This window comes from Caulobacter endophyticus, assembly GCF_003116815.1.
In the GTDB taxonomy this organism is placed as follows: domain Bacteria; phylum Pseudomonadota; class Alphaproteobacteria; order Caulobacterales; family Caulobacteraceae; genus Caulobacter; species Caulobacter endophyticus.
In genome coordinates, this window is the sequence record NZ_QDKQ01000071.1 from 51,135 (window position 1) to 73,149 (window position 22,015).

Below are 22,015 nucleotides of genomic sequence, written 5' to 3' on the forward strand. Positions count from 1 at the left end.
GGCAAGGCGCGAATTATTTCGCCAGGATGATGGTCCCGCCCGGCAACCGGATCAGCCGCAGGCCGGCCACGTCGGCCAGCACCTTCAGGGCGTCGTCGGGCGCTTCGGTCAGGAAGATGCCGCTGACCGGCGTGCTGGCCGCCTGGCCGGGCTGCACCCATACGGGAGCCGAGCGATAGCGGGCCACCGACCTGACCGCGTCGCCCAGGGGGGCGTCCTCGACCACGATGTAGCCGCGCCGCCATACGGCGATGACCTCTTCGTCGGCGTCGCCAAGACGACGGATATCACCGTCTGCGCCGTAGCGGGCGCGTTGCCGGCGGTGCAGAACCAATCCGTGGCGGTTATCCTTGGTCTCGACCCGGACCGCGCCTTCGGTCACAGCGACCTCGGCGGCGCGGCCGTCGCGGGCGACCTCGAAGGCGGTGCCGATATCCTCGACCACTCCGTTGGCGGTCGCCACGCGGAATGGCCGAGGATCGTCATGCTCGACCTGCACCCAGATGCGTCCGCGCAGAAGGTCGACACGTCTCTGGCCGCCGTCGTAACGCACCGCGACGGCGCTGCCGGTGTCCAGCATTGCGCGAGTGCCGTCCGGCAGGGCGAGAGCGCGCACCTCGCCGGCCGAGGTGGCGTCGGTGGCCAGCAGGCGAGGGGCGACCTGGGGGCCGACGACAGCCACGGCCAGGCAGGCGGCGACGGCGCCGGCCCAGGCGGCGGGCGAGCGGACCAGCGGGCGGAACTGACGTCTGCGAAGGGCCACGACCTTGCCGCCCCGATCCTCCAGGCTCCGCCACAGGGCGCGCGCGCTCTCGAACGCTGCCCGGTTCGTGGCGTCGGCGGACAGCCAGGCCTCGAAGCGCGCCATCTCCTCGGCGCTCATCGAGCCGGAGGCCAGGCGCACGATCCAGTACTCGGACCACTCGATCGGGCTGGAGGGAGGCGTCGCGCCGCCGGCCATGGATGGTTCTCGTTCCAGAAGTGAACTCTCGTCTTAGACGTTTGTGGCCGGCGTCGCCCCAAGCCGGCGACGATGTTTTCTCAGCTGGTTTCCCGCGCAATCCGCAATTGGGCCAGTACCCGGCGTAGGTGGTTTTCGACGGTGGTGGTCGAAACGCCGTAGAGCGCGGCGATGTCGACGATCCGCTTGTCCTCGAAACGGTTGAGCCGGAACATGGTCCGGCCCGGATCGGGCAGGACTTCCAGCGCGTCGAGAACCCGCGCCAGCGCCTGGCGGTCGATGACGCTGGCCTCGGCCGAGGCGGCCCCGATCGGCCCCCAGAGATAGGTCTCGGCCCTGGCCTGGATGCGCTGCCGGGCCGCCTCCGCGCGGCGATGATCGATCGCCAGATTGGAAGCCAGCCGGAAGAGGTAGGCGCGCGGGTTGCGCACGGCCGCGTCCTCGATCTGCTGCACCTTCAGCCACAGCCTCTGCACCACGTCCTCGGCGGCCGTCAGGCTGCCGACGATGCGCGTCGTGCGTCGCAGCAGGGCTGCGTGCTCGGACACGAGCAGCGCCGTGAGGGATTGGGCGAGGGAAGGCATGACCGGGGTGAATCGCTAAGGCGGTCTTGTTAGAGCAATTGAGAATCGTTCTCAACATATTGGCCGAGCGGGCTTCGCGACACGACCGTGCTCAGGGCGCGCCAATGAAGAATTCCACCGGCACGACCAGCTCCACCTGGTCGGGGCGCTCGACGGGGATCGGGGGCAGGGGCTGGGCCCGCTTGGGGGTCTCCACGGCTGCCCGGTCGAGTTCGGTGAAGCCGGATGAGCGTTCCAGGCGCGCCCACAGCACCTTGCCGCCGCGATCCATGCGGAAGCGCACGTGGGCGACGCCCTGCTGGCGGCGCAATTGCGCGGCGGGCGGATAGCGCCGCTTCTTCTCCAGCGCGGCCAGGACCTGACCCTCCCATGTGGCGACCGCGTTGCTGGCTGCGCGCGGCGCGACGAGGGCGGCCAGCACCGGCGGCGCCGTAGTCTCGGGCGCGGCCGGGCCGGGATCGGTCGGCGCGCTGGGACGCGGCGGGGTGAAGAACACCGGCTCGGGCGCGCTCGGCGCGGGCTTGACCGGCGGCGGATCCGGCGGCGTGGGGTGGGCGGCCTGGCGCTCGACCTGCTCGGGACCGGGCGGAACCTCGCGTTGCGGGACCGGCGGCGAGGCCGTTTCCAGTTCCACCACCATCGGCGCGGCCGGCGGCGGTGCGACGAAATCGGGATGGAAGCCGCCGAACAGCAGCGCGCCCACCAGCGCGGCGTGCAGGCCGACCGAGATCGCCAGGCCCGCGGCCGTGCGCGAGCCGCGCCGCGGCAAGGCTGTCGACAGCGGCGAGGGCGCCGCGACCGGCGCAGGCCAGGGCGGCGCCGTCTCGTCCTGAAGCAGGGTGATAGGCTTCACCCCTGCGCGCCCCGCGACGGACGCGAGACCACATAGGCCGCGCACAGGCCGATGATCGTCGTCACCATCAGCAACAGCGGCCACTTCGGATGGGCGCTCCACCAGAAGATGGCCAGCCCCAGCGCCATGCCGACGCAGGCCATCAGCTTGGCCGCCGGCGGAATGGCCCGGTCGCGCCGCCAGGCCCGCAGCGTCGGGCCAAACCGCGGGTGGTCCAGCAGCCAGGCCTCGAGTCTTGGCGAGGACTTGGCGAAGCAGGCGGCGGCCATGATCAGGAACACCGTGGTCGGCATCAGCGGCACGACCGCGCCGATAAAGCCCAGCGCGACGCAAGCCAGGCCCATGACCAGCCAGGTCCAGCGATACAGGCGGGTACGCTTGGGCTGCGGATCAGGCGAAGGCGTCATCGACCAGTCCCCGCACCCGGCGGAACGCGGCGACGGCGCCGTCTACGGCGCGGGTTTCCTCGACGTCGCCGAACGGCAGGCCGTCGAGCGCCGCCACGAAGCTGCGCCAGTGACGGCCGCGGCCCTCGGGGTGAGGCGCCAGGTGACGGGCGCCGAAGGTTTCGTCCAGGTCCAGTCCTGCGGCCGCCTTCAGCAGGAAGGCCGCGCCGAGGTTGGATCCCTCGGCGACGTATAGCCAGCCGAAGGCCTCTGCGGCGTCGACGGGCCCCCGGCCGAAGACCGGGGGCTGGTCGGCGCCCGGCGCTGGCTGGCCCAGGTCCTGGATGTCCCTGGCGATCAGGTCCAGCCGGCGGCGCTCCGGCAGATCGGGCGCCAGGGCGACCAGGTCCGGGTGCGTGTAGAGCGCGTCGATTTCGCGATGGAAGCCCCACTGCGCCTTCAGGAACTTGCTGTAGCGAACACGGTCTCGGAACGGCTCCAGCGACATGATGCGGCTGTCGAGCTGCTCGTGGGTGGTGTTGGTGCGGGCCTTGAGCCGCTTGGCGCGGGACGGGTCGTGGATCGAGACGTGTGCGTTCATGGGGGCCTTCCGGATCGTTGCGAGGGGGCTGAGAGAGATCGGCGATCGCCTCGCATTCGCGCCTTCATGGATATGACGAATCCGGAAGGGACTTTCCCAATCAGAAATCTGCTGGTCGCGCGCCAGCTCGCAACTTCGCCGCCGTCATGTGTTGGCGGCATCGGACGCGATCGGTCGTTGGGAACTGGGCTCTTACCGGGAGGGAGCGCGATATTCGGCGTCCGTCACCGGGCTCAACCAGGTCACGCTTTGCCCATCCAGGGCTTCGGCGACGTCCTTGATGGGGACCTGAGGATCGACGCGGTGCTGGTAGATGAGGTCGATCCGGTCGGTGCGCAGGCGCTTGAGCATGCCTTCGACCGCCACCTTGATGTGCTCGGGCCGGCTGTTGAGGTCCGGCCTGCGCTGGCCGGTCTCAGGATCGATGTAATTGAGTCTAGACCTTAGGCCGCCTGCGAGCGCCTGACCGCGCGCTCGATCGCCTTGCTGAACAACAGGCCGGCTGGCGAGGGCGAATGGGCTGCGTGGGTGATCATGCCGATCGAGCGTGCGATCGTCGGCGTTTCCAGCCGTCGCCAGGTCAGGGCCGGCGAGGCGATCTGGGCCAGGGTCAGGCGCGGCAGAACCGAAAGGCCCAGCCCCTCGGCCACCAGGCTGCCGATCGTAGTCGGCTGCTTGCAGTTGAACAGCGGCTTGATGGCCAGGTCCGCCTCCTTGAAGGCCGCGTCGATCAGACCATGCAGGCTGCTGTCGGCGCTCATGCCGATGAACGGCCGGTCAGCCAGCACCGACCAGGGATAGACCTCGCCGGCGGTCAGCGGGTCGTCGTGCCGGCAGACCAGCACAAGTTCGTCGGGCATCAGGGCCCGATAGCGCAGGTCGCTCTGGGCGGGCGGCGGCGTAGCCAGGCCGATATCGGCCTCGCCGGCGGCTACTGCGCGATGCACGGGTCCCGATACGTCTTCCCAGATATCGATCTGCACCTCGGGATGCTTTGACTGGAACTCCTTGATCGCGGCCGGCAGGACGGCCGCGGCGACGGAGGGCAGGGCGGCGATGCGCACCCGGCCCTGACGGCCGCCAATGAACTGGTCCAGCTCGTCGAAGGCCTCATCGTAGGTCTTCAGCAGCCGCTCGGCCAGCGGGCGCAGGTGCTCGCCGGCGGCGGTAAGGGTGACGTTGCGGGTGTCGCGGTCGAACAGGCGCGCGCCGATCCGCCCCTCGATCAGCTGGATGGTGCGGCTGAAGGCCGGCTGGGAGACGCCCAGCGCCGTGGCCGCGTCGCGAAAGCTGCCGAGCTCGGTAAGCTTCAGGAAGGCTTCGATCTGGGGAAGGGTCAGGCGGATACGCATGGGAAGGTCCAGTCGGCCCCGGGGGGCTTTGCGGCGCGGACCCTATCGGCGCCGAAAGCGCGGTGTCCAGGCCTCGTGGCCGGCCGTCGTCGCTTCTTCCGTACACAGCGCGGAACGGCATGCGCGAGGCGCATCGATAGATAATCAGGGCGACATTGAAGGCCTCGCGACACGGACCGCATAGAGGATGCATGCCGCCGCTCCACCTGGGCATGGCGGGTCTTCTGGTCATCGGGACGCGTAATGACACCCTTGTTGAGCGGTATCCGGGTCGTCGAACTCAGCGCAGTGGTGATGGGACCCTTCGCCGGCCAGATTCTGGCCGACCTGGGCGCGGAGGTGATCAAGATCGAGCCCCTGGGCGGCGACATCGCCCGCACCGCCGCGCCCGTCGGGGCCGGCGGCGGGGCCATGTTCCTCAACAACAACCGCAACAAGAAGGTCATCGCCGTCGACCTCAAGAGCGCCGAGGGCCAGGCCATCGCCCAACGCTTGGTCGAAGAATGCGACGTGCTGCTGCACAACATGCGCGTCGATGCGATCGAGCGGCTAGGTCTTGGTTTCGAGGCCGCTCGCGCGCTCAATCCGGCGATCATCCACTGCTCGGCGATCGGCTTCGGGCAGGGCGGTCGCTATCGCGACCTGCCGGCCTTCGACGACATCATCCAGGCGGCCAGCGGCCTGGCGGGGCTGTCCACCAACTTCGGCCACGACCCGCAGTTCGTGCCGACAAATCTCGCCGACAAGGTGGGGGCGCTCTACACGGTCTACGGCGTGCTGGCGGCCCTGGTCGCCCGCGCCGGCGGCCGTCGCGAGGCGATGCGCATAGAGGCGCCGATGTTCGAGGCCGTGACCTCGTTCCTGCTCAACGAGCATCTGGCCGGCGCCACCTTCGGAGAGACCGGCGAGGGCATGGGCTACAAGCGGCTGTTCGCCCGCGACCGTCGCCCATACCGAACGCTGGACGGCTGGCTGGCGGTGCTGCCCTACACCCAGCCTCAGTGGACCCGCTTTTTCGCCGAAGCCGGCCGGAGCGACATTCTCGAGGCCCCATGGTTCGCCGACCCTGTCGAGCGAAACCGCCGGATTGGCGCTCTCTATGGCGAGCTTTCGGGCATACTGGCGACGCGCAGCACCAGGGACTGGGTCGAGACCCTGACCAGGCTCGACATCCCGTGTTCGCCGGTGCGTTCGATGCAGGACCTGATCGACGACCCGCACCTGGCCGACATCGGCTTTTTCACGCCGTCGGGCGACTATCCGCCGGACGTGACCCGCGCGTTGCCGCAGCCGGTGGTGTTCGAGGGCGTCGAGCGGGTTCCCGACCGCGCCGCGCCGTCCTTGGGCGCCGACACCCGCGAGATCCTGGCCGCCTGCGGCTATGACCAACGCCAGATCGACGGCTTGGCCGCGCGCGGCGTCATCCACGACGGCGCCGTTGCGCTGCTTGCCAAGACCGGATCGTCCGCCTCGTGACCAGACCCTTTGAAACCTGGACCAACCAGGACGTCGCCGACCTCATCGCCGCCAATCCGCTGGCCTGGATCGTTACGCATGGCGCATCGGGCTTTCGGGCCACGCCGGCGCCGCTGCTGGCCGACCTCGACGCCGACGGCATGCTGGTCACGCTGACCGGCCACCTGGCGCGCTCCAACCCGCAGGTCGCCGATCTCGAGGCCGACGGCCGGGCGCTGCTGCTGTTCATGGGGGCGCACGGCTACGTCTCGCCGTCCTGGATGGCCGACCGCACCCAGGCGCCCACCTGGAACTATGCGGTTCTGCGCATCGCCGCACACGTGCGCTTTGGCGCGGCCTCCGTCGAGGAGGCTCTGGAGCGTCTGTCTGACGCGATGGAGGAGGGCCGCCCCAACGCCTGGTCGCCCACCGAGATGGGCGAACGCTACGGGCGCCTGGGCCGCGGTGTCGTCGCCTTTCGGGCGCAGGTCGAACGTGTCGACGGCCGCTTCAAGCTGGGGCAGGACGAGCGCGACGACGTCTATGCCGACATCATGGCTGGCCTGGGCCAAGGCGATCTGGCCGACTGGATGACGCGGTTCAATCCGGGCCGCTGAGGCCCTGCCATCGCCTAGACGCTGCTTAGCAACAGACTGGTCTCGCTGTTCTGAATGCCGGGGATCTCGCGTACGTCGCGCAGCACCCGGTCGAAGTCGGCAAGGCTGGCCGCGCGAATCTCGGCCACCAGGTCCCAGGCCCCGTTGGTGGTGTGCAGCGAGTGCAGCTCGGGCAGGCCCCGCAGGCTGCGGATCGCCGCCGTTGTCGACTTGCCCACCACCTCGATCAGCATCACCGCCCGCACCTCGCCGGGGTCCAGGTCCTGGCGCACCCGTACGGTGAAGCCCAGCACCGCGCCGCTGTCGATCAGCCGCCCCAGGCGGCTCTCCACCGTCTGACGCGACACGCCCAGCTGGGTCGCCAGCCGGGACACGGGCGCGCGTCCGTCCTCACGCAGCAGGGCCACCAGGCGCTTGTCGAGGGGGTCAAATATATGCATGCGAAAAGTTCGTGTTCGGGCTGTGCAATTCGCCAAGAGACGGCGTGAAATCGATGAGGTTTCGCAATGTCGGCCGTATCGCCGCCCGGCCTAGGCTCTCTCCACTGATCGAGGAGGAGAGAAGGCCTTGCTGTTCGTTGATGTCGCCGCCGTCGTGAAGCTGGTCGAGCAGATCGGGATCGAGACCGTGCTTGCCGAAATGGCGGGCTATATCGAGGAGGACTTCCGGCGCTGGGAGGACTTCGAGAAGTCGCCTCGCCTGGCCAGCCACTCCGACCACGGCGTGATCGAGCTGATGCCCACCAGCGACGGTCGCGAATTCACCTTCAAGTACGTCAACGGTCACCCCGGCAACACGGCCGACGGCCTGCAGACGGTGGTCGGCTTCGGCGTGCTGGCCAATGTGCGCACCGGCTATCCGGAGATGATCGCCGAGATGACGCTGACCACGGCCCTGCGCACGGCGGCGACCTCGGCCATGGCGGCCCGTCACCTGGCCCGCGACGACGCCGAGACCATGGCGATCATCGGCCTGGGCGCACAGTCGGAGTTCCAGGCTCACGCCTTCCGCGCCGTGCTGGGCGTGCGCCGCCTGCGGGTGTTCGACATCGACCCGGCCGCGACCCGCAAGTTCATGGCCAACATGCGCGGACGCGGCTTCGACATCGTCGCCGCCGCCAGCGCGGCCGAGGCGGTGTTGGGGGCCGATATCGTCACCACTGTCACGGCCGATCGGGCCCGTAATCACATCCTGTCGGACAACATGGTCGGGGCCGGCGTGCACCTGAACGCGGTCGGGGGCGACTGCCCGGGCAAGACCGAACTGCAGTCCGATATCCTGAGGCGCGGCGAGGTGTTCGTGGAGTTCACGCCCCAGACCCGCATCGAGGGCGAGATCCAGCAGCTGGAGCCCGATTTCCCGGTCACCGAGCTGTGGCAGGTGGTCAGCGGCCAGGCGCCTGGCCGGCGCGGGGCGGGCCAGATCACGGTCTTCGACTCCGTCGGCTTCGCGATCGAGGACTTCTCGGCGCTGCGCTACCTGCGCGACCGCATCGCCGTCGTCGGCGGGGCCACGCGACTGGACATGCTGGCCGCGCCCGCCGACCCGCGCGATCTCTTCGGCCTGGTGGGCGCCGAACCGGCGGTCGAGCGGGCGCTCGCCAGCTGATCGCCGGCCGGCGCCGCTCCGGGGGGCGGCGCCGGAAGCTCCGATTTCAGGCGGCAAAGCGCTGCTTGCCGCCGACGATGGTCCGCAGGACCTTGGTCTTGGGAAGGCCGGCCGGATCGATGGCCAGCAGGTCGGCGTCCATCACCACGAAGTCGGCGAGGAAGCCTGGCGCCAGTACGCCCAGGCGGTCGTCCTGGAAGCCGGCATAGGCGTTGGTGCGGGTGTAGGCCGTGAGGGCTTCCTCGATCGACACCTTCTCCTGCGGCTGCCAGCCGCCGGGATTGGCGCCGTCGATGGTCTCGCGCAGCACGGCGGCGACCAGGCCCTGGCGCGGGTCGAGCGGGGCCACCGGCCAGTCCGAGCCGAAGGTCACTCGCGCGCCGGAATCGAGCAGCGAGCGGAAGGCATAGGTGCCCTTCAGGCGCTCGGCGCCGATGCGGTTGATCGCCCAGCGGCCGTCGTCGATGGCGTGGTAGGGCTGGACCGAGGCGATCACGTCCAGCGCCTTGAAGCGACCGATCGCGCCCGGCGCCAGGTGCTGGGCGTGCTCGATGCGGAAGCGGCGGTCGCGCTTGCCATTGGTCCTCTCGACCTCGGCATAGATATCGAGAATCTCGTCGTTGGCCGCGTCGCCGATGGCGTGGACCGTCACCTGCAGGCCTGCCTTGTCGGCGCCTGTCACCCATTCCTTCAGGTCGGCGGGCTTGGTGACGACGATGCCGGTACTGTCCGGCGCATCGACATAGTGGTCGTGGAAGAGGGCGGTGCGCGAGCCCAGCGAGCCGTCGACCAGGCCCTTCACCCCGCCCCAGCGCACCCAGTCGTCGCCGCGTCCCTCGGCCGCCACCAGGTCGGCCAACCTGCGCCAGTCGACCAGCGGCACGAACGAATAGAAGCGCAGGTCGGTCTCGCCGCGCTTGCGCAGGCGGCGCAGGCCTTCCTGCGTCACCCAGTCGATCTCGGTGTTGTGCACCTGGGTCACGCCCAGGCTCAGGGCGTAGGCCGCGCCGCGCGCCAGGGCGTCCTCGACCTCGCGGTCACTGGCAGGCGGGATCACGCGCTTGACCAGTCGGCGGGCGCCGTCCTTCAGCACGCCCGTCGGCTCGCCCCTGGCGTCGCGCACGATCACCCCGTCTTCGGGATCGGGCGTGTCGCGGGTGATGCCGGCCAGCCTCAGCGCCAGGGCGTTGAGCAGCAGCATGTGCTGATCCTGGCGGGCGACGGCCACGGGGGTGTTGAGGGTGACCGCGTCGATCCAGGCGTGGGTCGGCAGTTCGCCGCCCCAGCGCTCGTGGTCCCAGTTGCCGCCCTGCAGCCAGGCGCCCGGCCGCAGCGCCGCCGCCGAGGCGCCGATCAGGCGCACCAGCTCTTCGCGGCTGGCCGCGCCGCGCAGGTCGGCGGCGCTCAGCGCCTGCGAAGCGCGCAGGAAGTGGGTGTGGTTGTCGGTGAAGCCGGGCAGCACGAACGCCCCCTGCAGGTCGACGACGCGCGTGCGCTTGCCGCTCATGGCGCGCACCTGCTCGGCGCCGATCGCGGCGATGCGGTCGCCGATGACGCCCAGGGCGCGGGGACGGCCCGACGCGCCGGGCGCGCCTGTCCAGATCGAGGCGTTCACATAGGCCACGTCTAGGGTGCGGCCGGCGGCGAAGGCCATGGCCGGCGCGGCGAGGCCCGCGCCCAGGCTCCCGAGAAGCTGTCGTCTGTCGAGCATCGTCCCGCCGTCCCCGAAAGTTCAGTCGCCGGACGAACGGTCCGGCCTCGCCGCCAGCCTAAGGCGCGCGCCGGGGCTGTTGCATGCGAAAGGCGGTATCTGTCGATGCGCCCCAGCTATCAATGGCTGTGGATGGCAGGGGAGGACGCGGCTTTCGTTCAATCCTGGCATCAACCTATGACCATGTTGTCATTGGTCGTGACGCGGCTCGTGGCTAGCGTCGCCGAAAATAACCGGTTCGGGCTCGGGGCGAACGCCGCGAAGACCGGCCGGGACGCAGAGTAGGGGAGGGCGCCATGGAACGCTCAGACAACCGCGCGGCGGGCGCCCGCGCATGACGGCGCTTCCTTCAGAACGTATGGCTTCAGAAACCCCGATCACCTCCGCTTCCGAACTGACCCGTGGCCAGCGGCTGCGCGCCATCATGGCCGGCTCGGCGGGCAATCTGATCGAGTGGTACGACTTCTACGTCTACGCCTTCATGGCGCTGTATTTCGCGCCGCTGTTCTTCCCGCAGGGCGATCGTACGGCTCAGCTGCTGAACGTGGCGGGCATCTATGCGGTAGGCTTCCTCATCCGTCCGCTGGGCGGCTGGTTCTTCGGCCGCTACGCCGACCGGCGCGGCCGCCGCGCGGCCATGGTGGCCTCGGTGCTGCTGATGGGCGCCGGATCTCTGCTGATCGCCGCCCTGCCGACCTACGCCGTGATCGGGGCCGCCGCCCCGCTTCTGCTGCTGGTCGCGCGCCTCGCCCAAGGTTTCTCCACCGGCGGCCAGTACGGCGCGGCGGCGACCTATCTCAGCGAAGTGGCCTCGACGAAGAACCGCGGCTTCTACGCGGCCTTCCAGCACGTCACCCTGATGGGCGGCCAGCTCAGCGCCCTGCTGGTGCTGATCCTCGTGCAGCAGGCCTTCCCGGAAGACACGATCCGCGCCTGGGCCTGGCGCATCCCGTTCGCCCTTGGGGCGGTGATCGCGCTCGTCGTGCTGCTGCTGCGCGACCACATGCACGAGACGGTGACCCCGGCCGACGGCGCCAAGGACCGCGAGGCCGGCAGCCTGGCGGCTCTGGCCCGCCACCCGCACGCCCTTTTCGTGGTGGTCGCGCTGACCGCCGGCGGCGCGGTGACGCTCTATACCTTCACCACCTACATGCAGAAGTTCCTGGTCAATTCGGCCGGCATGGACGTCAAGACGGTCAGTGGCGTGATGACCGCGGCCATGGTGGTGTTCATGCTGCTGCAGCCGGCTATCGGCGCGCTGTCGGACCGCATCGGCCGCCGCACCTGCCTGCTGATCTTCACCGGCGTCATGACACTAGCCGCCGTGCCGTTGCTGACGGCGCTAGGCAAGGTCGAGGGGCCGGTGCAGGCCTTCCTTCTGGTGCTTGCGGCCCTGACGATCCTCAGCTTCTACACGGCGATCAGCGGCCTGTTCAAAGCCGAACTCTTTCCTTCGCACGTGCGGGCTCTGGGCGTTGGCCTGGCCCACAGCGTGTCGGCGGCGATCTTTGGCGGATCGGCTGAGTACCTGGCCCTGTGGTTCAAGCAGGTCGGGCACGAGGGCTGGTTCTTCGTCTATGTCGCGGGCCTTTGCCTGCTGTCCTTCCTGGTGGCGCTGTCCACGCGAATGCCGCGCCGCGACGACATGACCGCCTGACGCTTCGGCCCTTTCAGGACGCTTCCCATGACCGGCAAGACCTATGACGCCCTCCTGGAGGGCGAGACGATCACCCATGCCTTGCGCCGGACGGTGACCGAGACCGACAACCTGACCTTCTGCGTCTTCACCCACAATCCGCAGCCGCTGCATCTCGACGCCGAGTACGCGGTCGGCACGGAGTTCGGGCGGATCGTCGTCAACGGACTCTATACGTTCTCGCTGATGGTCGGCGCGTCGGTGGGCGACACCACCCTGGGCACGCTGGTGGCCAATCTCGGCTACGACGCGGTAGCCATGCCCGCGCCTGTGTTCCTGGGCGACACCTTGCGTTTCGAGACGCAGGTGATCGAGCGGCGCGAAAGTCGCTCGCGGCCCGACGCCGGGATCGTGGTGTTCGAGCACCGGGCCTTCAACCAGGGTGACCAGCTCGTCTGCCGCTGCCGGCGCACAGCGCTGATGCGGCGCGAGGCGGCGTGATGCGCAGCCTGCTGTTCGCCCCGGCCGACGCGCCGCGAAAGATGGAGAAGGCGCTGGCCTGCGGCGCCGACGCGGTGATCCTCGACCTGGAGGACTCGGTGTCCGAAGCGGGCAAGGCCTCCGCGCGCCGCCTGGCGGTCGAGGCGCTCTCGGCGGCCCGCGCCTGCAAGGCGCTGGTGCGGATCAATCCACTGTCCTCGCCCCACGCCCTGGCCGACCTGGCGGCGGTGGTCGAGGCCGCGCCCGACGCGATCGTGCTGCCCAAGCCCGACGGCGCCGAAGACGTGTCGCGGCTGGGCCTCTATCTCGACGCCCTGGAGGCGAGGGCGGGCATGCCCATCGGATCGATCGGCGTGCTGCCGATCGCCACCGAGACCCCGGCGTCGCTGTTCAGCCTGGGCTCCTACGCCAGTGTCAGGGGCCGGCTGATCGGCCTGACCTGGGGGGCGGAAGACCTGCCTGTCGCGCTGGGGGCGGCGACCAATCGCGGAACCGACGGCGGCTACAGCGACGTCTGCCGGCTGGCGCGCTCGCTTTGCCTGGCCGGAGCCGCGACCGCCGGGGTCGGGGCGTTCGAGACCGTCTATCCGGCCTTCCGAGACCTGGAGGGGCTGGCGGATTACGTCGCGCGGGGAAGGGCGGAGGGCTTCGTCGGGATGATGGCCATCCATCCCGACCAGGTCTCGGTGATCAACACGGCCTTTGCGCCGACAGATCAGGAGCTTTCCTGGGCAAGGAAGGTGGTCGAGCTGTTCGCCGCTTCGCCTGGCGCGGGGGCTTTGGCGCTCGACGGCCGCATGCTGGATCGCCCGCATTTCGAGCAGGCCCGCCGCCTGCTTGAGCGCGCGGGAGCCGGCCCTGCCGAGAGCGGGGCGCGTCAAGCCCTGGCGGGCCAGGGCTGAGCGGGGCGATGACGCGGCGGCTATCGATTGATGAGGCAAATGTCATTGCCGCGCGAATGGCCGCCTCCAATCGTGAATGCAGAGGGGAAGAGCAGTCGGGTCTGCTCTCAAATAAAAAATGGGGATCGCTAGTGTCCAACAAGCGCAACATGCTGGTGGCGACGATTTCGTTGGCCGCCATGTCGACGGGGTTCTCGTCTATCGCAATGGCGCAGGAGGCAAATTCTGAAAGCGTCTCTTCCGCAGGGCAAGTTCTGGTTGAGGAAGTCATCGTCACCGGGACGTTGATCCGTAATCCCAACCTTCAGAAGTCCACCCCCGTGGCGGTGATCGGGGCCGGCGAGATCGCCATGCGCCAGTCCAACGTCGCCGAGGAAGTGCTGCGCACCCTGCCGGGCGCGGTGCCGGGCGTCGGCTCCAATGTCAGCTTCGGCAGCCGTGGCGCGGCGACGGTGAATCTGCGGGGCCTGGGGGCCAACCGCAACGTCGTCATGCTGGACGGCTCGCGCATCGTGCCGACCGACCTCAACGGCTTTGCCGACCTCAACAACATCCCGCTGGCCCTGGTCGATCGCGTCGACGTGCTGACCGGCGGCGCCTCCACCACCTACGGCGCCGATGCGGTGTCGGGCGTGGTGAACTTCATCACCAAGCGCGACTTCAGCGGCGCCCAGATCACCGCCAGCCACCAGGTCACCGAGCAGGGCGACGCCAAGGTCTGGCGGATCGACGGCGTGGTCGGCGGCAATTTCGACGATGGTCGCGGCAACGCCGTGCTGGGCCTCGGCTACCAGAAGTCCGACGCGCTGTTCCAGGATCAACGCGATTTCGCCAGGATCAACATCAACTCGGTGACCGGTGCGACCAGCGGTTCGACCTTCACTGCGCCCGGCGCCTTCTCGCTGCCGGGGCTGGGCACACGCCAGATCAACCCGACCACAGGCGCCTTCTCGACGGCGCCCGCGCCTGAGGGCCTGGCCCGCACGCTGTTCAACGTGAACCCCTACCAGCTCTTCCAGACGCCGCTGAAACGCTTCAACGCCTTCGGCGCGGCCCGCTACAAGGCCAATGACGCGCTGGAGATCTACGGCCAGTCGCTGTTCTCCAAGAACATCGTGACGCTGCAGCTGGCGCCGTCGGGCCTGCAGGGCGAGACCTACACGATCCCCTACAGCAATCCGTACCTTCCGGCCGCCGCCCGCAGTCAGTTCTGCGCCGCCAACGGCCTGAGCACGGCCCAATGCGCGGCCGCCGCCGTCGCCACCAGCCCGTCGGACCCGAACTACCGCACCTTCAACACCACCGGCGTGCGCCGCTTCTCCGAAGGCGGGCCGCGCGGCACCGAGATCACCACCACCTACTTCCAGCTAAAGGGCGGCGTGCGTGGGGCGATCACCGACAATCTCAGCTACGACGTCTACGGGACGTACGGCGAGAGCGAGGTCATCAGCCGCAACAGCGACCTGCCGCGCTTCTCGCTGGTGCAGCAGGCCCTGCTGGCCACCAACGCCAACACTTGCCTGACCAACACCAACGGCTGCGTGCCGCTGAACGTGTTCGGCGCCGAAGGCTCGATCACCAAGGAGATGCTGGCCTTCCTCAACACCACGACCGAGCAGCGGACCAAGACCTCGCTGCTGACCCTGAACGGCGTGGTCAACGGCGATCTGGGCTTCTCCAGCCCGCTGGCCGAAAACCCCGTGGCCATCGCCGTCGGCGCCGAGTACCGCAAGTACGTCGCCTCGACCGATGCGGACTCCCTGAGCAAGATGTCGGGCGAGATCCTGGGCCAGAACGTCACCGTGCCGGTGCGCGGCGAGTACGACGTCACCGACCTGTTCGGCGAGCTGATCGCCCCGCTGGTCGAGGACAGGCGCTTCGTCCGCAGCCTCACCCTGGAGACGGGCGTTCGCTACTCCGACTACTCCACGGCCGGCAAGAACTGGACGTGGAAGGCCGGCGGCAGCTGGGAGCCGGTGTCGGGCGTGAAGTTCCGCGGCAACTACCAGAGCGCGTCGCGGGCGCCCAGCATCTCCGAGCTGTTCTCGGCCACGGCCACGACCACGGGCCAGCTGGTGGTGGATCCCTGCCAGCTGGCCCTGCCGGTCAACAACGCCGCCCTGCGCGCCATCTGCCTGGCCCAAGGCGCGCCGGAAAGCCAGATCGGCTCGATCAATCCGCCGGCGGCCGGTTCGGTCAACGTGACCAGCGGCGGCAATCCCGACCTCGGGGTCGAACACGCCAAGACCTACACCCTGGGCGTGGTGCTGCAGCCGCGCGCGATTCCGGGCCTGACGGTGACGGTCGACTACTATGACATCCGCATCACCGACGCGATCACCTCGCCGACCATCGGCGACGCGGTCGACGCCTGCTTCGGCTCGGTCAACCCGAGCCTGGCCGTCACCGCCGCCTGCACCGCCATCCGCCGCAACCCGCTGACCGGCCAGCTGTCGGGTCCAGTGTCCAACACCGCCGGCCTGCCGCTGCGTTTGTCGAACCTGGGCGTCATCGAGACAGACGGCGTCGACCTGACGGTCAACTACCGCCACGACCTGGGCTTTGGCCGTCTCGACGTCGGCTTCAACGGCAACTGGACCCACGCGTCGAAGTTCCAGGCCACGCCGACCTCGGTCAACCGCGAGTGTGTCGGCTACTACAGCACCAACTGCAACGCCTTCGGCTTCAACGCCACGACCAACGGCGCCATCCAGCCCAAGATCAGCTGGAACCAGCGCACGACCCTGACGGTGGGCATGTACGAGGCCTCGCTGCTGTGGCGCTACATCGACGAGGTGAAGTACGAGCCGCTGGGCTCGACGGCGGTGCTGCCGCAGTTCGCCCGCATCAAGGCCGCCAACTACTTCGACCTGACAGGCAAGGCCAACCTGCCCAATGACGTCACCCTGACGCTCGGGATCCAGAACCTGTTCGACCGCCAGCCGCCGATCGTCGGCGCCAACGCGGGGCCTTCGTCCTTCAACGCGGGCAACACCTATCCGTCGACCTACGACGTCCTGGGGCGGCGCTACGCCGTCTCGGCGACCCTGCGGTTCTAGGGGGAGAGTGAGATGAAGCGCACGATCCTCGCGACGCTCATGGCCCTGGCCCTCGCTGTTCCGGCGGCGAGCCTGGCCCGGGCCCTCGACCCGACCGAGACCTATGTCCTGGCCGGGGCCTTGCTCGACAAGCCGGGGACCGCGCCGCGCGGTCCCTCCACCCTGGTGCTGCGCGGCGGCAAGGTCGCCGAGGTGCGCTCGGGATTTGCGGAGGCGCCGGCGGGGACGCGGGTCATCGACCTGCGCGACCGCTTCGTGCTGCCGGGCCTGATCGACAGCCACGTCCACCTCAACGGCAGGGGCAATCCCTTGCTGGCCCGCATGGACGCCAGCGGCCGCGACGTGCAGGACGTGTTCGTCACCATGCAGATGAGCGCCCGCGCCACGGTCGAGGCCGGCTTCACGACGGTGCGCGACCTGGGGTCGGACCCCCGGTCGATCCGTGCGCTGCGGGACGCGGTTGATCGCGGCGACGTGGTGGGACCGGGCATCGTCAACGCCGGCCAGATGATCTCGGTCACCGGCGGCCACGGCGACGGCCGCAACGGCCTGCGCGAGGGGATTTCCGACACGGTCGAGCTGCACCAGATCAATGTCTGCGACGGTCCCGACGACTGTCGCCGCGCCGTCCGCCGGCAGATCGCCCTGGGCGCGCTGGTCATCAAGTTCGCCGCCACCGGCGGTGTCACCTCCAACGTCGCCGGCGGGCTTGGCCGGCAGATGACGCCCGAGGAGATGAAGGCCATCGTCGAGACCGCCCACGCCTTCGGACGCAAGGTCACGGCCCACAGTCACGCCATGGAAGGGACCAAGGCCGCTTTGCAGGCCGGGGTGGACTCCGTCGAGCACGGCACTTTCCTCGACGACGAGACGATCCGGCTGTTCAGGGAGAAGGGCGCCTTCCTGGTGCCGACCATGCTGGCGCCGGTGGCCACCCTGGCCCAGGCCAGGGCGGGACAGCTGGGACCGGCTGCAGCGGCCAAGGTAGGGGAGGGGCGCTCGGCTGTACCCAACCACGAAAGGGCCATACGCGCGGGCGTGAAGATCGCGTTCGGCACCGACAGCGGCGTGTCGGTCCATGGCGACAACGCCCGGGAGTTCGCCCTGTTGGTCGAGCGAGGGCTCACGCCGATGCAGGCGATTTCGGCCGCAACGGCTAACGCCGCCTCGCTGCTCGGCCGCGGTGACAGCATCGGCGCCCTGACGCCGGGCATGGACGCCGACATCATCGCGGTGAAGGGCAGCCCGCTCGAGGACGTGCGCCGGCTGGAGCAGGTCGACTTCGTCATGCATCGCGGCGCTGTGATCAAGCAGGCGGGGGTGCGTGCGCCATTCCCGCCGACGGAGGGACTGGCATTGAAAGCCGACCGCTAGAAGTCGATGTACAGGCCCAATCCCAAGGCCGACGCAGCGGCAGGATCCATCGTCTTGTCGGTAGGCCAATGTCTGCAATCGACTTCGCAGCCGTGGCTTGGGTGAACTAGGCGAGGGGCGCGCGCTGTTGGCGCCAGAAGGTCTGCTCCGGCCACCGCTCTTCGGACCGATAGAGCGCCTGTCGCCGTTCGGAATATATGGCGGTCACGCGGGCAAGCTCGGCGGCGTAAGCGGTCGCGTCCGGTGTCCGAGCGGTAATGATCGCTTCGGCGGCCGCCAATGCCGTGCGGAGGGCGTTGAAGAGGCCCTGTCCGGCGATCGGATCGAAGGCGAGCACGGCGTCGCCCACCGCAAACCAGCCAGGACCGCTGGACATGGTCGCGGTCAGGCCTCGCGCATCACGAGTGACCATCGGTCCTTCCCACGCCAGGGCGCCCAGGCAGGCGGAAAGGTAGGGCGCGCTCGCGATGGCCGCGGCCTGCTGCGCCTCACACGCGCGCAAGCGCACCGCGTCCTGGGGCAGCGTGTGATAGCCGATCGCCCAGCGACCGTCGCTGAGCTTGCCCGCATAGAGCCAGCCGTCGGGCCTGGCCTCTATGAGGGTGCGCGCCATCGCGGCGTTCTTCTCTGGTCGCGCAACTCGATAGAGGGCGGTCAGCGGCGCACCGCGGCGTCTGGACTGCCCGAGAAGCCGCAGCAACCGCGCCGACCGTCCGGTTGCATCTATGATGATGCGGGCCCGCACGGCGGAGCCCGCGTCTCGAGAGATGACCCAGTCGTCGCCGTCGCGTTCGAGATGGCGGGCGTTGGTTCGCGACCATAGGCTTCCCGCCGCGACGCTGGCGTCGCGCAGCGCCGCGTCGAACCGCGCCCGGTCAAGCCGCGCGCCGGCTCCATAAGGATCTCGAAGGGCGTCGCTCGCGACGGGTCGGTCATCGCCCCAGATCACCAGTCCGCCGGTGACGGCTGAGTGGTGGCAGGCGGCGGTCAGTTCGCCCAGGCCCTCCTGCACCAGCAATCGCTGCGCCGCGCCTGGCAGAACCTCGCCCAGACGGATGGAAGCCGGTCGAAGCCGATCGAGCATGAGCACGTCAAGACCGCTGCGCGCCAGCCGGCGCGCGGCGATCGATCCGGCAGGGCCTGCGCCCGCGACCACGACGTCAAACGTCTTGGCGCGCCCCGCCAGGTCGTCATCGGGGAAAGCTTCCGCGGCGGCTTCAGCGCTTCTGGACACGAACCGCTCGGAAGGCCTCCAGTTGCTCTTGGCTGGCCCAGCCTGCCTGTTCCAGTTTCGTCGGCGGATGCGGCGCCTCGGCCAGCAGACGGACGGCCTGATCGGCGGCGGCCTTGAGCTTTCCGGGCGCCAGCGTCTCGACATAGATGTAGTCGGGGAAGTCGGGATCATCCTTAACGCCGGGACGAGCCTCGACGATGCCCAGTTGGCCAAATTCCGCGATCATGTCGAGCATCACCTGCGGCGGATCGGGGTTCAGGATCGCCCGCAGCCAGTTGACCCGACGGTTATAGGCCTGGACGCGCTCGGCGCGGGGCAAGCTGGTGTCGATGACCTTATTGTAGTCATCTTCGCTCAGCACCTGATTGGGCACCCGAGCCGCCCAGAACGTCGGCAGGTACGGGTCGAACTGCGGATCATAGCCGGACCGGCAAAACGCGGTGTCGCCTTGCCACGGGATCGCCATCCAGCGCGTGATCCCGCCAGGCGGCTGAGCATAGAGCGGACCGTTGACCTTCTCGACCAGCACAGGCGTCATCGTCGGACCGTAGTCGGGTTCGGGTTGGTCGGCTGGTCGCTGACGGATGCGGAACGGCGATGAGTACAGGCTGGCGTGGCGCATCGGCCAGGTCATTTCGCAGCCTGGATGGAAGGTGTCCGAGAGGCAGTAGTGCAAGGCCGCCTGGTCGAGCATATTCGGCTGCTCGGCCAGCGGCGTCTGGTCGATCGTCGCCGGCGGCTTCTCCTTGTCCGGCCAGTCGGCGACGAAGTCGCCTTGCGCCCATTGCCGCAGGATCGCCTCCTGAAGTCCGGTCATGGTCAGCATGTTGCCGGGACCCGTTTCGGAAAAGCTGCCGAAGGCGTCGCCATAGATCCAGGGCTGGACATGCGGCCATTGCACCGGTTCGGCGACTATGGGGGCAGGGGGGCGAAATCCGTTGAAAAGGGTGCCGCGCAGTTCACCATAGGGGTCCTCGCCGTCGCGTTGCCCCGCCGGCTTCAGGGAGAGACGCCCAAGCAGGTCGGGATTGGTGAAGTCGAGCGGACAGCCCTTACCGAAATAGGCGGAAAAGCCCTTGTTCACCCATTGCAGGTTGCTGAGCCGCTGCAGGATCGGCAGGACGTCCCGGCAGAATGATGGAGTTTGCGGCGCCGCCATCCAGCCGGCCTGAACCGACACATCGCACATCAGGTCGTACATCGTACGCCAGCTGACAATGTCGGGTGCGTAGTTTGGCGGCGCGGTGACGACCCAGGCGGACTCCACCGGAATGGCCACGCCATTGATGCTCACCTGGGCGGTGATCGGCCCGTCGGAGGTATCGTCATACCAGTCGTCGGCGTTGTTGAAGCTCGGCGGATTGGCCGGATCGAAGACCGGCGCCCCGGTCGGAGAGGCCGACTTGCCGTGACCGCCCAGGAAGATCAGTCGACCGGCCTCGTCCGTCTGGATCTCGCCGAGCGGTACGACGACCGGCTCGGCCGCCGCTGCTTGGAACACGCCGGTGTCGAACGCATAGGCCGGCCCCGACACGGATCGTCCAGAGATGCTGCGGGGGCCCGGATCGATGGCCAGGGTCGCGCGGTCCTTGACCTTGGGATTGCGCAGCGAAAAGGCGTTATCGGGGGCGTTCAACGCTTCGGGAATGTCGAGCGCGTACTGGAACTGGTACCATTGCGCCTTGCGGTTGGCGACGTGCGCTGTCCAGGTGACGTCGGCGTTGTCGCTCGTCAGCTCGCTGACGACCTCTCCGGCGGCGTTGTAGCCATAGATGCGGAAGCGCGCCGCCTGGCGTTTGATCGCCCCGGTTTCGTCGCGATAAAAGTCGGGCGGCGGGGCGCTTTCGGGCGGCGCATCGACCACTTCAGGCCCAATGAACCAAGCCTCCTCGGCGTCGCCAATGCGCGCTATGCCAATGGCGGGATGGATCGCGGCGCGTACGATGGTCATATCTTTCCCCTCGGGAGCTTGGACAACCAGTGGACGCGGCGTATCGGGCTCGCCCAGCGGGATGCCATTGACGTTGCGACGCAGGTCCGCGGCCGCCGCGTAGACGACGCGCCGCGCGTCGGCGATCGAGCCGACGGGCTTGTGCGGTTCGGTGACGCGCCAGATGTTCATGGAAAGGTTTTCGCCGTAGTCCGCCTGACCGCGCGCATTGACGTCCTGCGCCGGAATGACGAGATCGGCGACATGGAAGGGCGCGCTCAGGTCCTCCGGCCACACGACGGTCGCCGCGTCCAGCGGCATGGCGTCGGGCGTCGTGCGCAACTGCACCATGAAGCGGAAACGCGCTTCGCCAGCCTTCAGGCGGGCGGCCAGGTCCGCCGCCAGATAGGTGGGATCAGCCGGATCCGCGGCCGGCGGATCGACGTAAAGCGTCGGCTCCAGCTTGTACTTGGCGTAGGTCTCCCCGAAGCCAAAAGGCAGGCCGCTCCAATAGGACGTGGCCAGCACGCTCGCGACGGGCTTGGCCATGGCGTCGAGCAATTGGGCGGTTTTCGGATGCGCCTTGAGGTAGGGGTCGTAGTCGTGGTTGACGACGCCCGCCTGGGTGAAGGCGCACATGTCACTGGCGGTGTCGACGAAGAAGACGTCGAAATTCTGCAGAATGAAGTCGAAGGTCGGCGAGTCCGGATTGCCGATCAGCTTCTTGCCCGGAACGTCAAAGAGCTTGATGCCGATACCCAAGGTCGTCTTGTAGTCGTCTAGCGAGGGCAGCGTATCGGACGAGAAGCGGACCCAGGCTTCGAACACCTTGCCAGGGTTGGAGAAGAGGCCGACGCGATAGGGTTCGGGCAGATCAGAACGGATTTGGAATTGCGCCGCCGCCACGCCATGCGGCTTTAGGAAGACCGGCCGCAAGGCGGGGCATTGCCCCTTGGCGATACGACCGGCCTGAACCATGTCGACGAACATGGTCTTCAGCGACATGATCGGATCGGCTGCGCAATCGACCGACGTCTGGGCGGCCGGATCGGACGACTCCGCGCCGTTAGACGCCTTTAGATGATCCATCGGTTCCGCCCCTGGAACTGCGAGAAACAACTATAGCAAGAGTGGTCCGATTTTCGCAATCAATGAGATTGGCTGCTGGCAGCTTATTGCTGACGGCCCGAATGCACGCCGCGCGGCGTCTTTGCGGGCCTTCCGGCTGAGCCCACGGCGGCGCCGTGCGTC

At 68.6% G+C, this 22,015-nt stretch carries 19 protein-coding genes; 8 read left to right on the top strand and 11 right to left on the bottom strand.

Annotation, left to right across the window (positions count from 1 at the left end; translation table 11 throughout):
- Nucleotides 1–13: 13 nt before the first annotated feature.
- The 7 genes from DDF67_RS21725 to DDF67_RS21755 form a co-directional block, all read right to left on the bottom strand.
- Nucleotides 14–961 carry a FecR family protein gene (locus DDF67_RS21725; RefSeq protein ID WP_109454877.1) on the bottom strand — a complete coding sequence of 316 codons (948 nt, stop codon included), beginning with the start codon at nt 959–961 and terminating at the stop codon, nt 14–16.
- Nucleotides 962–1,041: 80 nt separating this feature from the next.
- Nucleotides 1,042–1,509: an RNA polymerase sigma factor gene (locus DDF67_RS21730; RefSeq protein ID WP_199229311.1), complete on the bottom strand. Its 468-nt coding sequence runs from the start codon at nt 1,507–1,509 to the stop codon at nt 1,042–1,044.
- 127 nt (nt 1,510–1,636) lie between these two features.
- On the bottom strand, nt 1,637–2,398 hold the full coding sequence (locus tag DDF67_RS21735; RefSeq protein ID WP_109454879.1) for a TonB family protein: 762 nt from the start codon (nt 2,396–2,398) through the stop codon (nt 1,637–1,639).
- Nucleotides 2,395–2,805 carry a YbaN family protein gene (locus DDF67_RS21740; protein WP_109454880.1) on the bottom strand — a complete coding sequence of 137 codons (411 nt, stop codon included), beginning with the start codon at nt 2,803–2,805 and terminating at the stop codon, nt 2,395–2,397. Before DDF67_RS21740 ends, DDF67_RS21735 begins: the two co-directional genes overlap by 4 nt.
- Nucleotides 2,789–3,385, bottom strand: coding sequence for a biliverdin-producing heme oxygenase (locus tag DDF67_RS21745; protein ID WP_109454881.1), 597 nt, complete (start codon nt 3,383–3,385; stop codon nt 2,789–2,791). Before DDF67_RS21745 ends, DDF67_RS21740 begins: the two co-directional genes overlap by 17 nt.
- Nucleotides 3,386–3,577: 192 nt before the next feature.
- Complete coding sequence (locus DDF67_RS25845; protein WP_269845472.1) at nt 3,578–3,811, bottom strand: aldo/keto reductase; 234 nt, start codon at nt 3,809–3,811, stop codon at nt 3,578–3,580.
- A gap of 17 nt (nt 3,812–3,828) precedes the next feature.
- Nucleotides 3,829–4,737 carry a LysR family transcriptional regulator gene (locus tag DDF67_RS21755; RefSeq protein ID WP_109454882.1) on the bottom strand — a complete coding sequence of 303 codons (909 nt, stop codon included), beginning with the start codon at nt 4,735–4,737 and terminating at the stop codon, nt 3,829–3,831.
- 255 nt (nt 4,738–4,992) lie between these two features.
- Between DDF67_RS21755 and DDF67_RS21760 the strand changes: the two genes are divergently transcribed.
- Both DDF67_RS21760 and DDF67_RS21765 read left to right on the top strand, forming a co-directional pair.
- Nucleotides 4,993–6,213 carry a CaiB/BaiF CoA transferase family protein gene (locus tag DDF67_RS21760; RefSeq protein ID WP_158278094.1) on the top strand — a complete coding sequence of 407 codons (1,221 nt, stop codon included), beginning with the start codon at nt 4,993–4,995 and terminating at the stop codon, nt 6,211–6,213.
- Entirely contained in the window at nt 6,210–6,809 is a 600-nt protein-coding gene (locus tag DDF67_RS21765; protein ID WP_158278095.1) for an FMN-binding negative transcriptional regulator, read from the top strand. Before DDF67_RS21760 ends, DDF67_RS21765 begins: the two co-directional genes overlap by 4 nt.
- A 14-nt stretch (nt 6,810–6,823) precedes the next feature.
- On the opposite strand, the gene DDF67_RS21770 is transcribed toward DDF67_RS21765, so the two are convergent.
- The gene (locus DDF67_RS21770) at nt 6,824–7,249 is read right to left on the bottom strand and encodes an Lrp/AsnC family transcriptional regulator (protein ID WP_109454885.1); all 426 of its coding nucleotides are present in this window, start codon (nt 7,247–7,249) and stop codon (nt 6,824–6,826) included.
- 127 nt (nt 7,250–7,376) lie between these two features.
- Between DDF67_RS21770 and DDF67_RS21775 the strand changes: the two genes are divergently transcribed.
- Nucleotides 7,377–8,417, top strand: a complete 1,041-nt coding sequence (locus tag DDF67_RS21775; RefSeq protein WP_109454886.1) for an ornithine cyclodeaminase — start codon at nt 7,377–7,379, stop codon at nt 8,415–8,417.
- 46 nt (nt 8,418–8,463) lie between these two features.
- Here DDF67_RS21775 and DDF67_RS21780 read toward each other — a convergent pair whose 3' ends face one another.
- Nucleotides 8,464–10,128, bottom strand: a complete 1,665-nt coding sequence (locus DDF67_RS21780) for an amidohydrolase (RefSeq protein ID WP_109454887.1) — start codon at nt 10,126–10,128, stop codon at nt 8,464–8,466.
- A 358-nt stretch (nt 10,129–10,486) separates the two neighbouring features.
- On the opposite strand from DDF67_RS21780, the gene DDF67_RS21785 reads away from it, so the two are divergent.
- From DDF67_RS21785 to DDF67_RS21805, 5 genes are all read left to right on the top strand, one after another.
- A complete protein-coding gene (locus DDF67_RS21785; protein WP_109454888.1) occupies nt 10,487–11,785 on the top strand; it encodes an MFS transporter in 1,299 nt (432 codons plus the stop codon).
- A 27-nt stretch (nt 11,786–11,812) separates the two neighbouring features.
- Nucleotides 11,813–12,265, top strand: coding sequence for a MaoC family dehydratase (locus DDF67_RS21790; RefSeq protein WP_109454889.1), 453 nt, complete (start codon nt 11,813–11,815; stop codon nt 12,263–12,265).
- On the top strand, nt 12,265–13,167 hold the full coding sequence (locus DDF67_RS21795; RefSeq protein WP_109454890.1) for an HpcH/HpaI aldolase/citrate lyase family protein: 903 nt from the start codon (nt 12,265–12,267) through the stop codon (nt 13,165–13,167). The genes DDF67_RS21790 and DDF67_RS21795 overlap by 1 nt, the downstream gene beginning before the upstream one ends.
- Before the next feature lie 320 nt (nt 13,168–13,487).
- On the top strand, nt 13,488–16,226 hold the full coding sequence (locus tag DDF67_RS21800) for a TonB-dependent receptor domain-containing protein (RefSeq protein ID WP_199229313.1): 2,739 nt from the start codon (nt 13,488–13,490) through the stop codon (nt 16,224–16,226).
- Between the two features lie 12 nt (nt 16,227–16,238).
- Nucleotides 16,239–17,600: a metal-dependent hydrolase family protein gene (locus tag DDF67_RS21805; protein ID WP_109454892.1), complete on the top strand. Its 1,362-nt coding sequence runs from the start codon at nt 16,239–16,241 to the stop codon at nt 17,598–17,600.
- 106 nt (nt 17,601–17,706) lie between these two features.
- Here the strand turns inward: DDF67_RS21805 and DDF67_RS21810 are convergent, their stop codons facing one another.
- Entirely contained in the window at nt 17,707–18,834 is a 1,128-nt protein-coding gene (locus DDF67_RS21810; protein WP_158278096.1) for an NAD(P)/FAD-dependent oxidoreductase, read from the bottom strand.
- Nucleotides 18,818–21,769: a LodA/GoxA family CTQ-dependent oxidase gene (locus tag DDF67_RS21815; protein WP_199229314.1), complete on the bottom strand. Its 2,952-nt coding sequence runs from the start codon at nt 21,767–21,769 to the stop codon at nt 18,818–18,820. The genes DDF67_RS21810 and DDF67_RS21815 overlap by 17 nt, the downstream gene beginning before the upstream one ends.
- Nucleotides 21,770–22,015: the final 246 nt, after the last annotated feature.

Bases quoted from the DNA above. Each gene is read 5' to 3' on its own strand.
- DDF67_RS21815 (WP_199229314.1), bottom strand. From the start codon at position 21,769: ATGTCGCTGAAGACCATGTTCGTCGACATGGTTCAGGCCGGTCGTATC.
- DDF67_RS21785 (WP_109454888.1), top strand. From the start codon at position 10,487: ATGGCTTCAGAAACCCCGATCACCTCCGCTTCCGAACTGACCCGTGGC.
- DDF67_RS21790 (WP_109454889.1), top strand. From the start codon at position 11,813: ATGACCGGCAAGACCTATGACGCCCTCCTGGAGGGCGAGACGATCACC.
- DDF67_RS21745 (WP_109454881.1), bottom strand. From the start codon at position 3,385: ATGAACGCACACGTCTCGATCCACGACCCGTCCCGCGCCAAGCGGCTC.
- DDF67_RS21780 (WP_109454887.1), bottom strand. From the start codon at position 10,128: ATGCTCGACAGACGACAGCTTCTCGGGAGCCTGGGCGCGGGCCTCGCC.
- DDF67_RS21770 (WP_109454885.1), bottom strand. From the start codon at position 7,249: ATGCATATATTTGACCCCCTCGACAAGCGCCTGGTGGCCCTGCTGCGT.
- DDF67_RS21795 (WP_109454890.1), top strand. From the start codon at position 12,265: ATGCGCAGCCTGCTGTTCGCCCCGGCCGACGCGCCGCGAAAGATGGAG.
- DDF67_RS21805 (WP_109454892.1), top strand. From the start codon at position 16,239: ATGAAGCGCACGATCCTCGCGACGCTCATGGCCCTGGCCCTCGCTGTT.
- DDF67_RS21755 (WP_109454882.1), bottom strand. From the start codon at position 4,737: ATGCGTATCCGCCTGACCCTTCCCCAGATCGAAGCCTTCCTGAAGCTT.
- DDF67_RS21725 (WP_109454877.1), bottom strand. From the start codon at position 961: ATGGCCGGCGGCGCGACGCCTCCCTCCAGCCCGATCGAGTGGTCCGAG.
- DDF67_RS21740 (WP_109454880.1), bottom strand. From the start codon at position 2,805: ATGACGCCTTCGCCTGATCCGCAGCCCAAGCGTACCCGCCTGTATCGC.